Annotated in this window: 11 protein-coding genes and 1 riboswitch; of the genes, 6 read left to right on the top strand and 5 right to left on the bottom strand. The window is 60.8% G+C overall.

Annotation, left to right across the window (positions count from 1 at the left end):
- Positions 1 to 82: 82 nt before the first annotated feature.
- Positions 83 to 196, bottom strand: a riboswitch (TPP riboswitch).
- 87 nt (positions 197 to 283) lie between these two features.
- A complete protein-coding gene (locus G4923_RS05200) occupies positions 284 to 1816 on the top strand; it encodes an aryl-sulfate sulfotransferase (RefSeq protein ID WP_163135865.1) in 1533 nt (510 codons plus the stop codon).
- A gap of 34 nt (positions 1817 to 1850) precedes the next feature.
- On the opposite strand, the gene G4923_RS05205 is transcribed toward G4923_RS05200, so the two are convergent.
- The gene (locus G4923_RS05205; protein ID WP_163135867.1) at positions 1851 to 2321 is read right to left on the bottom strand and encodes a hypothetical protein; all 471 of its coding nucleotides are present in this window, start codon (positions 2319 to 2321) and stop codon (positions 1851 to 1853) included.
- 85 nt (positions 2322 to 2406) lie between these two features.
- Positions 2407 to 2823 (bottom strand): hypothetical protein, encoded by a 417-nt coding sequence (locus tag G4923_RS05210; RefSeq protein WP_163135869.1) that lies wholly within the window; start codon positions 2821 to 2823, stop codon positions 2407 to 2409.
- A 90-nt stretch (positions 2824 to 2913) separates the two neighbouring features.
- Here G4923_RS05210 and G4923_RS05215 point away from each other — a divergent pair, with 90 nt between their 5' ends.
- Positions 2914 to 3582 (top strand): response regulator transcription factor, encoded by a 669-nt coding sequence (locus tag G4923_RS05215; protein WP_106885170.1) that lies wholly within the window; start codon positions 2914 to 2916, stop codon positions 3580 to 3582.
- Positions 3583 to 3611: 29 nt separating this feature from the next.
- Complete coding sequence (locus tag G4923_RS05220) at positions 3612 to 4841, top strand: sensor histidine kinase (RefSeq protein WP_111910745.1); 1230 nt, start codon at positions 3612 to 3614, stop codon at positions 4839 to 4841.
- A gap of 131 nt (positions 4842 to 4972) precedes the next feature.
- Here G4923_RS05220 and rimK read toward each other — a convergent pair whose 3' ends face one another.
- The 3 genes from rimK to metH all read right to left on the bottom strand — a co-directional run bounded on the left by rimK (position 4973) and on the right by metH (position 10779).
- A complete protein-coding gene (gene rimK, locus G4923_RS05225; RefSeq protein WP_025325466.1) occupies positions 4973 to 5869 on the bottom strand; it encodes a 30S ribosomal protein S6--L-glutamate ligase in 897 nt (298 codons plus the stop codon).
- Positions 5870 to 5984: 115 nt separating this feature from the next.
- A complete protein-coding gene (locus tag G4923_RS05230) occupies positions 5985 to 7049 on the bottom strand; it encodes a Gfo/Idh/MocA family oxidoreductase (RefSeq protein WP_163135871.1) in 1065 nt (354 codons plus the stop codon).
- A gap of 34 nt (positions 7050 to 7083) precedes the next feature.
- Entirely contained in the window at positions 7084 to 10779 is a 3696-nt protein-coding gene (gene metH, locus G4923_RS05235; protein WP_163135879.1) for a methionine synthase, read from the bottom strand.
- A 202-nt stretch (positions 10780 to 10981) separates the two neighbouring features.
- Between metH and G4923_RS05240 the strand changes: the two genes are divergently transcribed.
- The 3 genes from G4923_RS05240 to G4923_RS05250 all read left to right on the top strand — a co-directional run.
- Entirely contained in the window at positions 10982 to 12259 is a 1278-nt protein-coding gene (locus G4923_RS05240; protein ID WP_106885175.1) for a cation:proton antiporter, read from the top strand.
- Between the two features lie 451 nt (positions 12260 to 12710).
- The gene (locus tag G4923_RS05245) at positions 12711 to 12887 is read left to right on the top strand and encodes a hypothetical protein (RefSeq protein ID WP_005326732.1); all 177 of its coding nucleotides are present in this window, start codon (positions 12711 to 12713) and stop codon (positions 12885 to 12887) included.
- A 154-nt stretch (positions 12888 to 13041) separates the two neighbouring features.
- A partial coding sequence (locus G4923_RS05250; protein ID WP_240455259.1) for an Arm DNA-binding domain-containing protein occupies positions 13042 to 13313 on the top strand: 272 nt, incomplete at its 3' end.

The raw sequence follows: 13313 nt of genomic DNA on the forward strand, positions 1-13313 counted from the left end.
GATCTCCCTCCTGTGCGCCAGCCCTTGCCCGGGGGCTCCCCTCAAGGCAAGGGGGAAGTGGCTACTCCCCCGGCGCGGCAACTCGCAAGTTACCCTTGTTTCCCTTCGCAGGTCTTAACCTGATCAGGTTCCACGGATCCCGAATTAACGGTCTCAGCTTTGCGTCGTTCGACGGTCAGCACTCCGACAAGATGGCGCCAGTATATACGGCCTATCTTTTAACTCAACCATGATTTTTTCACTACAATGAACCTTGTTCATTAACATAGGGATGATGTTTATTATGAACCACAAAAAGACACTTATTCTTGGCATGTGCTGCTTCGGCTTATATGGATGCGACAGTAGCAATGACAGCAAGACTCTGGCTGAGCAATCTGCTTATGACCCTGCAACACAGGTTATTGAAGATGATCAGCATACATCAGTGTTTATTTCGGCATTAAATATGAATGGACTGGATACTGGCAAGATAAAAAACATCTCCTTCCATATAAGGACAAAAGATGGCAATTTTGCCAAGCCAGTCTCTGCCACATATGATTGGAGCTATCTATCCAACAATGGACTATTTGACGCTACAAATAACAGTGTCCAAGTTCCGATATTTGGCCTCTACAACAACTACCTGAATCAGCTCACGATAGACATTCAGTATATCGATGACAGCATCTACTCATTTCAGAAGGTGATCCCTGCGGCCACCTATGTTGATAGTGCGGGTATTTATGACAACGTTGGCATCAGCATCAAGCCCACCGTCACACCGAGTTACAGTTATTTTTATCTGAAAGGGGTACTGAAATCTCCGATCATAATGGATGTCGATGGTGAGGTCCGTTGGGATGCAAACATTAAAAGAGCATCAGGCTCATCTGCTTTTATAAACAATGCATTCTGGACAGGGACTATCAAAGGTACAGCCACCGCCATTGATGTACTGTCTCTATATGGAAAGTCTGATGTCTTGCACATCAATGGTACAGCAATGGGTAGCGATGCTTATTTTCATCATAATATAGATTTTGGTAAACAAGGTATATTGATTGAACTCGATGGCACAACTGACGGTGTGTTAAAAATAGAGTCATTCTTAAGTGAAATAGACGAGTCAGGCAATGTGATTAAAGAGTGGGATCTCGGCAAGATATTTTCTGAATATATGGTGCAGGAGGGGGATGACCCCAGCAACTTTGTTAGAAACGGGGTGGACTGGTTCCATATGAACGCAGCTACTTATGATCCAGCCGATGACACCTTGCTGGTCTCCAGCCGTGAAAACTTCGTGGTAAAACTGGATTACAACACAGGGAAAATCATCTGGTTACTGGGAGATGAAACTAAACACTGGTACTCCTACCCTTCTCTACAAAAGTTGGCCTTGTCACTCTCCTCAGGGCAAGTGCCTATAGGGCAGCATGCTGTATCTATCACCAAAGAAGGGAAATTGATGCTGTTCAACAACGGGCTGAAGAGTTTCAATCATCCCTCTGGCACCCCTGCTGGCATCGACCTCGCAACCAGCCAGACAGCCATCTTCGATATTGATAGTCATAACAAAACTGGCCAGATGATTTGGAGTTTTGACGATGGTATTTATTCGGATATCTGCTCGAGCATCTATCAGGACCAGTTATCTGACCAAGGGGACTTTCTGATCAACTACGCCGCCGCCGACAGCAGAACCCGCCTCATCATTCAGGGGGTCAGCAATGATAAACAGAAACTGTTCGAGTTTACCTACCCAAGCCCAACCCCCTGCGCCACCTCATGGAACGCGATCCAGATTCCGCTCGAGAACATTCACTTCCAATAGACAGCAAGCTAGCGCCACCCGTGGCGCTAGCTCCCTAGTCATCCTCCGGGTTGGGGATCAGGATCTCGGTCAGACGGCCCTCATCATCCCGGCTCAGCACCAGCCTGCGGCCCGGTTGCAGATCGGCGAGGCTGCCGTTCACCCAGCGGGTGCCTGCATCAAACACCAGCACACCCAGTTGCTGCATCAGCAGGCTCTCTCCTGCGGTGGCGACCAGCCTGTCATCCGCCCGCAACCACTGGCTGCTCTGGGCCGGATCCGGCGCTGTGGCGAGCACCCGGATCTGCTCGGCCACGCCGTACCGGCTCTGGATGGCGAGGTGCATGCCGGGCCTGAGATCATCAAACTGCGCCGCTCCGACCAGGGCGGCGCTGCCGAGCTCGAGCTCGGCCCCCTGAAATTGCAGGCGGAGGCCATCGTTGTGCTCCAGCTCCACCAGCCAGAGTTCGGGCTCGTCGGCAAGGGCGTGAAAGGAGAGCAGCAGGAACAATGCGGTTCTAGTCATAGCAAGCAGGCCCATGGTCAACCCAGCGAGGAGGTTTAACTATGGGCCTGGACGGGCAATTTTTCCGGTTCACTGGTGCGGCGGCTCAGTCGTCCTCCCGACAGCGGCTCAGACGCATGCCGTCGAAGCGGCACTCCAGCTCCAGCCAGCGCCCCTCGAAGGGGGCCAGGCTGTCGTCCGAGGTGACATAACCCCAGATCCGCCCCTGCTCCACAGGCCCTTCCAGCTCCATCTCATGCTTTTCTTCCAACGGCTCCACCTCGCGGACCAGCCGCCTGTCTCCCTCGATCACCCCTTCCAGATCGACCCAGGTGCCGCCGAGATCGTCTTCGTCCAGACCGTCCTTGAAGCGGGTCTGCTCATCGATCACGAAGGGAATGCCGTTGACCATCAACTGGCCCAGTTGCCAGCTGGTGCGGCCGGTCAGCTTGAACTCGGCCGCCTGCACCAGACCAAAGGGCAATAAAATCAATAGCCAGAGGGCGCAGAGAGACTTCTTCATCGGGGATCCTCGGGGTTACACTGGCACACAGGATGTCTCATCCGGTGTGAAATGGCCGTGAAATCTCGGCCCAAACCAGGAGATCAGAGCATGAAAATACTGGTGGTGGAAGACAGTCCCCAGGTGGCTGAGACCGTCATGGATTATCTGGAGCTGGCCGGGCACAGGGTGGACTGCGCCTATCACGGCCAGGCCGCCCTGCAGTTGCTGGCGGAGCAGCGCTTCGACGTCATCATCATGGACGTCATGATGCCGCGCCTCGACGGCCTGCGCACCGTCGAGCGGCTGCGCTCGGACGGCATCGCCACCCCTGTGCTCTTTCTCACCGCCCGCGACAGCCTGGACGACAAGCTGGCAGGTTTCAAGGCGGGGGGCGACGACTACCTGGTCAAGCCGTTCGCCATGGAGGAGCTGGAGGTGCGGTTGCAGGCCCTGGCCCTGCGCGGCCCCCGCAGCGATATGGGAGCGCTGGCGTTCGGCGAGCTGGCGGTGGATCCCGGCGCGGGCCGCGCCACCCGCGCCGGGGTGGAGCTCAAGCTCGGCAAGATCCCCTTCCAGATCCTCACTCTGCTGGTCAGGCGTGCCCCCCAGCTGGTGACGCGCCAGGAGGTGCTCGACACCGTCTGGGGGGATGAAGAGCCCGACTCGGACGCCCTGCGCAGCCACATCTATGCCCTGCGCAACGCCCTGGACAAGCCCTTCCCCAGCCCCATGCTGGAGACAGTGCACGGCCAGGGTTACCGGCTGGTCAAACCATGAGCACCCCGGCCTCCCCGAGCCAGCCAGCCTTGAACCTGCCGAGCCTGCGCAAGCGCCTGATCCTGGCGCTGGGCGGGGCCGGCTTGCTGCTGCTGCTGATCCTGAGCCTGCTGATGGTGGTGGCCGAGAACAAGATGGAGGAGCTCAGCCTGCGCCACTGGCTGGAGGCCGAGGTCACCCGCTACAACGATGACTGGCTGCGGCTCGGCCAGGCGGCACCCGCCCCCAGCCCGCGCCAGTTCTCCAGCTACTGGACAGAGGCGGGACGCCTGCCCGTCTGGCTCAAACCCTACCAGACCCCCGGTTTCTTCGAGCACCAGCTGGGGGAGGAGGACAAACACTTCCTGGTGCGCGCCCACCCTTCGGGCCAGGGCCTGCTCTATCTGGTGTTCAACGACGACGCCGACGACTACCTGGATCCTTACGAAGACAGGCTGCACCTGGTCACCCGGCTGATCGGGCTGGCCCTGTTGCTCGGCTGCATAGCGTTCGGCATCTGGCTGGTGCGCCACATCACCCGCCCTCTGGACAGGCTGCGCCAGCGCGTCGCCCACCTCACCCCGGATCAGGTCGACTTCGTGCCGGACGCCCCCTGGCAGGAGCTGCGGGAGATCGAGCTGGCGCTGCTGGCGGGCAAGCATGAGGTGGCCGCCGTGTTTGCCCGGGAGCAGGAGTTCAGCCGCTTCGCCAGCCATGAGCTGCGCACCCCCAACATGGTGATCCAGGGCTCGGCCGCCCTGCTCGGCAAGGTGAGCGACCTGCCCGCCCCCGCCGCCCGGGCCGCCAGCCGCATTCGGGCCGCCAGCGACGAGATGGCCCTGCTCACCGAGACCTTCCTGCTGCTGGGCCGCAAGGAGGAAGTCGAGCGCCCCCCGCAATGGGTGGCACCGCTGATCCAGCGGGAGCTGGCGCGCCTAGCCCCCCTGCTGCAGCGCGAGAGCCTGGATATCCGCCTCAATCTGGACGAGCAGAGCGAGGTGCAGGCCCCTCTCTCCCTGCTCGCCATCGCCCTTGGCAACCTGCTGAAGAATGCCCTGAGCTACGCCGAGGGTCATATCGAGATCGCGCTTCAGGGGCAGGTGCTCACCATCAGCAATCCCACCGCGGCGGCGCCGGATCAGATCCTGGGCTACGGCTGCGGCCTCACCATCATACAGCGCATCTGCGAGAAGCTGGGCTGGCAGATAGAGACCCGGCTGGAGGATGGCGTTTTCAGCGCCCGGCTGGCGATGAACGCCCCCGACCTCACGCAGGCATAGTTTCCCCCTCATCCCCGACCCTTCTCCCGCAAGGGGAGAAGGGAGGCAACAGGCACTCCCCGGCAAGCCCACAAGCCAGATAACAACAAGGCGCCCGAGGGCGCCTTGTTTGCAGAGGACGGGAGGGCGGCTTATTCCGCCGGCTTGTGCTTGCGACTCGCCTTGAGCTCCAGAAAATCGATGATCTTGCCCGCCACATCCTTGCCGGAAGCGGCTTCGACCCCTTGCAGACCGGGGGAGGAGTTCACCTCCAACACCAGGGGGCCACGGGCACTGCGCAAGATATCCACCCCGGCCACGTCCAGCCCCATGATCTTGGCGGCCTGCACCGCGGTCGCCCGCTCTTCCGGGGTGATCTTGATGGCCGACGCCTCGCCGCCACGGTGCAGGTTGGAGCGAAACTCCCCCGGCTGTGCCTGACGACGCATGGCCGCCACCACCTTGCCACCCACCACCACGCAGCGAATGTCGGCGCCATTGGCCTCGCGGATATACTCCTGCACCAGGATGTTGTTGTTGGTCTGGATGAAGGCCTCGATCACGCTCTCCGCCGCCTTCTGGGTCTCGCACAGCACCACGCCTATCCCCTGGGTCCCCTCCAGCAGCTTCACCACCAGCGGCGCCCCGCCGACCATGGTGATGAGGTCGGGCACGTCGTGGGTGCTGTGGGCATAGCCGGTGATGGGCAGGCCTATGCCGTGGCGGGAGAGCAGCTGCATGGCGCGCAGCTTGTCCCGGGAGCGACTGATGGCCACCGAGCTGTTGAGGGCCATGGTATTCATCATCTCGAACTGGCGCAGCACGGCGGTGCCATAGAAGGTGATGCTGGCACCGATGCGCGGGATCACGGCGTCATAGCTCTCCAGTTCCCGTCCTTCGTAGTGGATGGAGGGGCTGTGGGAGGCGATGTTCATGTAGCAGCGCAGGGTGTCGAGCACCTCGACCTGATGCCCGCGCGCCTGCGCCACCTCGACCAGACGGCGGGTGGAGTAGTTGTTGGGCTCGCGGGATAAAATGGCAATATTCATGGAAATGACAGACCTGATAATCGGACTGGAGAGTATAAGGTGCCATGAACGACTGGCAACGCCAATCCTTTCCCCTCACCATTCGGCGTTCTGCAAGAACCGCTGAATACCAGATTCAATGAGGACCACGTAATTCCTGCTGCAGGCTCAGCAGCAGCGCCACCTCCTGCAACCGGCGCGCAGTGACTCCGGCCCAGCCCGCGACAGGCAAGGGCGCCAGCAGGGTTTGGGCTATGCAGTCGCGATAGAGGGGCCCCTCATGTTGCCAGCCCCGCATACCATCGACGCCGTGAAAATGCAGCCACTCCAGATTGCCGCTGCGAAGCAGCTCTATGCGCCGCCCATCCTTGAGATGCAGGCATAACCCCTTCTTCTCGACCCCGGCTCCTGCGTACTTGTCGAGCCAGAGCCTCAGGGGCACCCCGGCCGCCTCGCCGCGCAGGCAGGCGCGCCCCTCGGCGGTTTCGAGATCACCACTGGGGATGGGCTGGCCCAGCCTGTCGGCTACCCCTTCAGCCACCAGCGTCAAGCTGTCATCCCCGCCGAGGGCCGCCAGCAGCTCGCGGATCATCGCCAGCAGATGGGTGCCGATGTCGAGGATCACCCCGTCGGGATGACGCAGGACCCGCCGATCCGGCTCGCCGGTGGCAAAGTTGAGGGCATAGGGGTGCCCCTGCTCGTCAAAGCCGCAGGGCTCCAGCAGAAAGCCCTCCACCGAGGCCACGTCGGCCAGGGTGAGGGGCGAAATGGGGCCGGTCTGCCCGGCTTGCGGCCGCCAATCATCCCCCAGCTCGCCGCTGAGCAGCCGCTGGACGGCGTTGCGGGCCATCCAGTGATCCAGCGCCAGCACCCGGGGGGCGACTTCGGGATCCACCAGCAGGGCCTGCAGGCGAACCTGCTGGGCCAGAGTAGCTACCACAGGCTTCTCCACTAAAATCAAGGGAATGGAGCTTGCTAGCGCCTGCTCCAGCACCGGCAGGTGCAGCAGGGAGGGGGTGGCAATGACCAACCGATCCAGGGGCTGCGCCAGCAGGGCTTCCAGGGTCGGCAGCGATCTCACTCCCGGCAGGCTGCGGGCGGGGTCGAATCCCCAGATCGCCATCTCTGGCGCCAGGGTGCGCAATGCCGGCAGATAGGCGGTCTCCACCACGGCCCCCAGGCCAACGAATCCAATCTTCATAGCACCTCAGCTTGCTTGGGCCAGTTCAGCGGGATCAATTCAGGTTCGGCCCCAGCCAGCGCTCGGCCTCCACCAGCGTCATGCCTTTGCGCTGGGCATAGTCTTCCACCTGATCGGGCTGGATCTGCGCCACCGCGAAATACTTGCTCTCGGGGTGGGAGAAGTACCAGCCGGACACCGCCGCCCCCGGCCACATGGCGTAGGACTCGGTGAGCTTCATGCCGATGGCCTGCTCCACACCCAGCAGCTCCCAGATGCTGCCCTTCTCGGTGTGCTCAGGGCAGGCCGGGTAGCCGGGCGCCGGGCGGATGCCCTGATAGTTCTCGCGAATGAGCTCCTCGTTGGAGAGCGCTTCATCGGGGGCATAGCCCCAGTGCACTTTGCGCACCTGCTCGTGCAGGTACTCGGCGAAGGCCTCGGCGAGACGGTCGCACACCGCCTGGATGAGGATGGCGTTGTAGTCGTCGTGATCCGCCTTGTAGGCTTGCGCTATAGCCTCCTCGCCGATGCCGCCGGTTACCGCGAAGGCGCCGATCCAGTCCGCCTTGCCGCTCTCCTTGGGTGCCACATAGTCCGCCAGACAGTAGTTCGGGAAGCCCTGCTTCTCGCTCTGCTGGCGCAGGTGGTGCAGCACCTTGATGACCTCTGTGCGGGACTCGTCGCTGTAGACTTCTATGCTGTCCCCCACCCCGTTGGCGGGGAACAGGCCTATGATGCCGGCGCAGCGCACGCTCTTGTCCTGCTCCAGCTGGTCGAGCATGGCGTTGGCATCGGCAAACAGCTTGGTCGCCTCTTCACCTATGATCTCGTCCTCCAGGATGCGCGGATACTTGCCCGCCAGCTCCCAGCTGAGGAAAAACGGCGTCCAGTCGATGTAGGGGCGCAGCACAGAGACGGGCACGTCCTCGAAGGTCTGCACGCCCGGCACACGGGGCTTGGGCGGTTCATAGCCGACCCAGTCCAGCTGCTGGCGGTTGGCGCGGGCGTGGGCCAGGGAAACCGGCTTGGAGCGCGGCTGCTTGCGGGCATGCTGATCCCGCGCTATCTCGTACTCCTTGTCGATGCGGGCGACGAAGGCGGGCTTGAGCTCGGGGTTGAGCAGGCTCTGGGCCACCCCGACCGCGCGGGAGGCGTTCGACACATAGACCACGGGTTCGGAGTAGTTCTGCTCTATCTTCACCGCTGTGTGGGCCTTGGAGGTGGTGGCGCCGCCGATCAGCAGCGGCAGTTTGAAGCCCTGGCGCTCCATCTCTTTCGCCACGTGCACCATCTCGTCAAGTGACGGAGTGATGAGGCCGGACAGGCCTATGATGTCGGCCCCCACTTCCCGCGCCGTCTTGAGGATGGTCTCGCAGGAGACCATGACCCCGAGATCGACGATCTCGTAGTTGTTGCACTGCAGCACCACGCCGACGATGTTCTTGCCGATGTCGTGCACGTCCCCCTTGACGGTGGCCATCACTATCTTGCCGTTGCTGGAGCCGCCGGACTTCTCCGCCTCTATGTAGGGTTGCAGGTAGGCGACCGCCCGCTTCATCACCCGCGCCGACTTCACCACCTGGGGCAGGAACATCTTGCCGGCGCCGAACAGGTCGCCCACCACGTTCATGCCGTCCATCAGCGGCCCTTCGATCACGTGCAGCGGCTTCTCGGCCCCGGCCCGCGCCTCTTCGGTGTCCTCTTCGATGAAGTCGGTGATCCCTTTGACCAGGGCATGCTCCAGCCGCTTGCCCACGGGCCAACTGCGCCACTCCTGATCCCGGGGATCTTCGGCCTGGGCGCCGGCGCCGCGATACTTCTCGGCGATGGCCAGCAGATCCTCGGTGGCGCTGTCACTCAAGTTGAGCACCACGGCCTCGACCTTGGCCTTCAGCTCCGCCGGTATGTCTTCGTAGATGGCGAGCTGACCGGCGTTGACTATCCCCATGTCCATGCCGTTCTGGATGGCGTGGTAGAGGAAGACGGCGTGAATCGCTTCCCGCACCGGCTCGTTGCCCCGGAAGGAGAAGGAGACGTTGGAGACACCGCCGGAGATCATGGCGTGGGGCAGGTGCTCCTTGATGTCCTTCACCGCCTCGATGAAGTCCACCGCGTAGTTGTTGTGCTCGTCGATGCCGGTCGCCACCGCGAAGATGTTGGGGTCGAAGATGATGTCTTCCGGCGGGAAACCCACCTGATCTACCAGGATCCGGTAGGCGCGCTGGCAGATCTCGAACTTGCGGGCGCGGGTATCGGCCTGTCCCACCTCGTCGAACGCCATCACGATGACGGCGGCGCCGTAGCGACGCAGCAGTTTGGCCTGTTCGATGAACTTGGCCTCCCCCTCCTTCATGGAGATGGAGTTGACCACCGGCTTGCCCTGCACGCACTTGAGGCCCGCCTCCAGCACCTCCCACTTGGAGGAGTCGATCATCACGGGCACGCGGGCTATATCCGGCTCGCCGGCGATGAGGTTCAAGAAGCGCACCATGGCCGCCTCGGCGTCCAGCATGCCCTCGTCCATGTTGATGTCGATGATCTGGGCGCCGCTCTCCACCTGCTGCTTGGCCACATCCAGCGCCTCGTCGTAGAGCCCCTCCTTGATGAGGCGCTTGAACTTGGCCGAGCCGGTGACGTTGGTGCGCTCCCCCACGTTCACGAACATGGACTCCGCCGTGATGATGAGGGGCTCGAGGCCGGACAGCCGGCAGGCCACCGGCAGCTCGGGCAGGGGGCGCGGCTTGATGCCCGCCACAGCGTCCGCCATGGCACGAATATGGGTCGGGGTGGTACCGCAGCAGCCCCCCACCAGGTTGAGGAAGCCGCTTTGGGCCCACTCGCGGATATGCTCTGCCATCTCACCCGCATCGAGATCGTACTCGCCGAAGGCGTTGGGCAGGCCGGCGTTGGGGTGGGCGCTCACAAAGGTCTCGCTGATGCGCGACAGCTCCTCCACGTACTGGCGCAGCTCGTCCGGGCCCAGCGCACAGTTGAGGCCGAACGACACGGGTTTGACGTGACGCAGGGAGTGATAGAAGGCTTCCGTGGTCTGGCCGGAGAGGGTGCGGCCCGAGGCGTCGGTAATGGTGCCTGAGATCATCACCGGCAGGCTGTAGCCCAGCTCCTCGAACACCAGATCCACCGCGAAGGCAGCCGCCTTGGCGTTCAGGGTATCGAAGATGGTCTCGATGAGGATGAGGTCGGCGCCCCCCTCGATCAGGGCGTGGGTGGATTCGGTGTAGGCGGCCACCAGCTGGTCATAGGTGACGTTGCGCTTGCCCGGATCGTTGACGTCCGGCGAGATGGAGCAGGTGCGGTTGGTGGGGCCCAGGACGCCTGCCACGAAGCGCGGCCTGGCGGGATCCTTGGCCGTCCATTCGTCCGCCACGGCGCGGGCCAGACGGGCCGCCTCGCGGTTGATCTCGGCGGAGAAGGCTTCCATCTCGTAATCGGCCATGGCGATGCGAGTGGCGTTGAAGGTGTTGGTCTCGAGGATGTCGGCCCCGGCGGCACAGTATTGATCGTGGATCTCGCGGATCACCGCCGGCCGGGTCAGCACCAGCAGATCGTTGTTGCCCTTGATGTCGGTATGCCAGTCGGCGAAGCGCTCGCCGCGGTAATCCGATTCACCGAGCCTGTAACCCTGGATCATGGTGCCCATGGCACCGTCGATGATCAGGATCCGCTCCTTGAGACAGGCTTCCAGTTTCTTTGTTACGTCCGACTTCTTGCTCGACTCTATGCTCGACACCGCTTCTACCCCTTACATCCATGCAACTGCGTGAGCTCCATCCTAGCAGCAAAAAAATCAAATGGAAATCTAGCCGTCTATCTGTCCGAAATCTCGAGCATATACTCACAAATGGGTAATGAGTAAGATGTGGCCCGAGAGTACCCTATGCCCGTCCTCAACGGGGATACGTGCTTGCTGTTTACTAAAGAGAAAAATAACTATGAGCGTCTACTACACACTCTGTTTCTTGGCAGCCTTGGCGATCTTCATCGCCTTTGCCAACCAGTATGTCGTGAAGATCCAGACCACCATCGCCATCACAGCTGGATCCATGCTGATCTCCGCCCTGATGGTGCTGTTTGGTAAGTTGGGTTGGTTCAATCTGGAACCTCTGGCCGTCGAGACCATGGAAAGCATCGACTTCCAGAACTTCCTGCTGAAGGGGATCCTCGGATTCCTGCTGTTTGCCGGCGGTCTCGGCATCAATCTGAAGGCATTGCGCAGCCAGAAGTGGGAGATCACCATTCTCTCCATAGCGGCGACCCTGCTCTCCACCTTCATCATCGGCTATGGCTTCTGGTTCATCGCCAAGCTGCTGGGCTGGGAGCTGCCGCTGGTCTATTGCATGCTGTTCGGTGCCCTGATCTCCCCCACCGACCCCATTGCCGTGCTCGCCATCGTCAAGAAGATGAAGGCGCCGCCCCAGATCGCCATCCAGATCGAAGGGGAGTCCCTGTTCAACGACGGGGTCGGCCTGGTGATCTTCGCCACCGTCTTCGCCGTGGCCTTTGGCGGTGTCGAGCCCACCTTCACCAGCGTGGCCGGCCTGTTCCTGCATGAGGCCCTCGGCGGCATCTTGTTCGGCGCCGTGCTGGGCCTCATCGCCCACGTGATGATCAGCGCCACAGACGACGGCTCCCTGGAGCTGCTGCTGACCCTCTGCATCCCGACCGCAGGCTTCGCCTTTGCCAACATGATAGGCGTCTCCGGCGCCCTGGCCATGGTGGTCACCGGCATCATGATAGGCAACTGGACCCGCCAGTCCGGCTTCTCCGAGCAGAGCCGCCACCACCTGGATCACTTCTGGGAGTTGATGGATCAGTTCCTCAACGCCCTGCTGTTCCTGCTGATCGGCCTGGCCCTGGTGCTGCTGGACCTCGCCTGGCAAGACTGGATCCTGCTGGTCATCGCGGTGCCGCTCTGCCTGGCCGCCCGCTTCATCAGCGTCTCCCTGCCCTATGTGGCCTTCCGCAAGTTCCGCAGCTACAACCGCTTCTCGGTACGCATCCTCACCTGGGGCGGCCTGCGCGGCGGTCTGGCCATGGCCATGGCACTGGCGCTGCCCTCGGGCGTCATGGTGCTGCCGGAGCACGGCGTCGATCTGCGGGAGGTGATCCTGGTGATGACCTACTCTGTGGTGATGTTCTCCATAGTGGTACAGGGCATGACCATCACCCCCATGATCACCGCCGCCAAGAAGGCCAGCGGCGACTACTGAGTCAACCGCAGGCCGTGACTGGCAAAGCAGAAGGGCTCCCTCGGGAGCCCTTTTCGTTGGCGGCGTGGCAGTGAAAAATGCGCCACCGTCACGACATCACACAATTAGTGTTTGCTTTTTATTCATTTCGAGGAGAGAATGCGCGCCGGCTAGTTAATCAGCCCTGTTTATGTTCGCAATGCTTCAACGTTAGATGAATCCTGCCAGTACCCACATAACCTTCCTCTGATTTACTCGCCTTGAGAACCGTCAGGCTGTCTGCCTGCGTTGCCCGGCTCTCACGGTGCAGACCCGATCTGCCCACCCAATTTGAACTATGCATCCGCATATTCCTTGATAGTGCAGACGCCCGTGATTCGGGCTGGGTATTCCTGCGCGGATTCTGACCGCGTCTATTGACCTAACATTTGCCAAACAAGGAGCAACTATTTAATTTATATAGAGAAATACCATGATGAAAGCCGTACAGACACACAAACCCCTGCGTCGCAGCAAACCCATCAACCTGCCCGTGCAAGAGCATGACTATGATGCGTTTCTGATCCAGTTCAGCACCCGCTCCAGCGGTGGCTTCGCCATCTCCTGTGATGGTATCCCTGGCGAGTTCTCCATCGAAGAGCTCAACTGACGTTTCGCCTCGTCCAAAGAAAACCCGCCTTGCCTCCTAAAGCCCCATGATATATAAGGCCCAGTGAGAATCATCGTCCTATCTTGTGATTGGTTGTGATATCAGTTAGGGATACATATGTGGGGTTTTTTATGGGGTTTAGTGGGGTTTTAAAATGGCACTAGGGATCACCTCGCTCAGAAAAATGCTTGGCACCAAGCATGATGGCTCCAAGCCGATCCGGAAGGTTGACCGCGGAAATGGGTTGAATGCGTTCTGGCATCCGAGCGGAAAGGTAAGCTTTGTCTTTCGCTATCGCTTCGATGGCAAAAATCTGGAAGTCACCCTGGGGAAGTTCACCAACAACAACGCAGGGATCGACCTTGAAGAAGCTCGTCGAAAGACAGAACAGTGCAAAGGATGGCTATGTAGTGGTCAACTAAATCC

The organism is Aeromonas rivipollensis, assembly GCF_010974825.1.
GTDB lineage: Bacteria > Pseudomonadota > Gammaproteobacteria > Enterobacterales > Aeromonadaceae > Aeromonas > Aeromonas rivipollensis.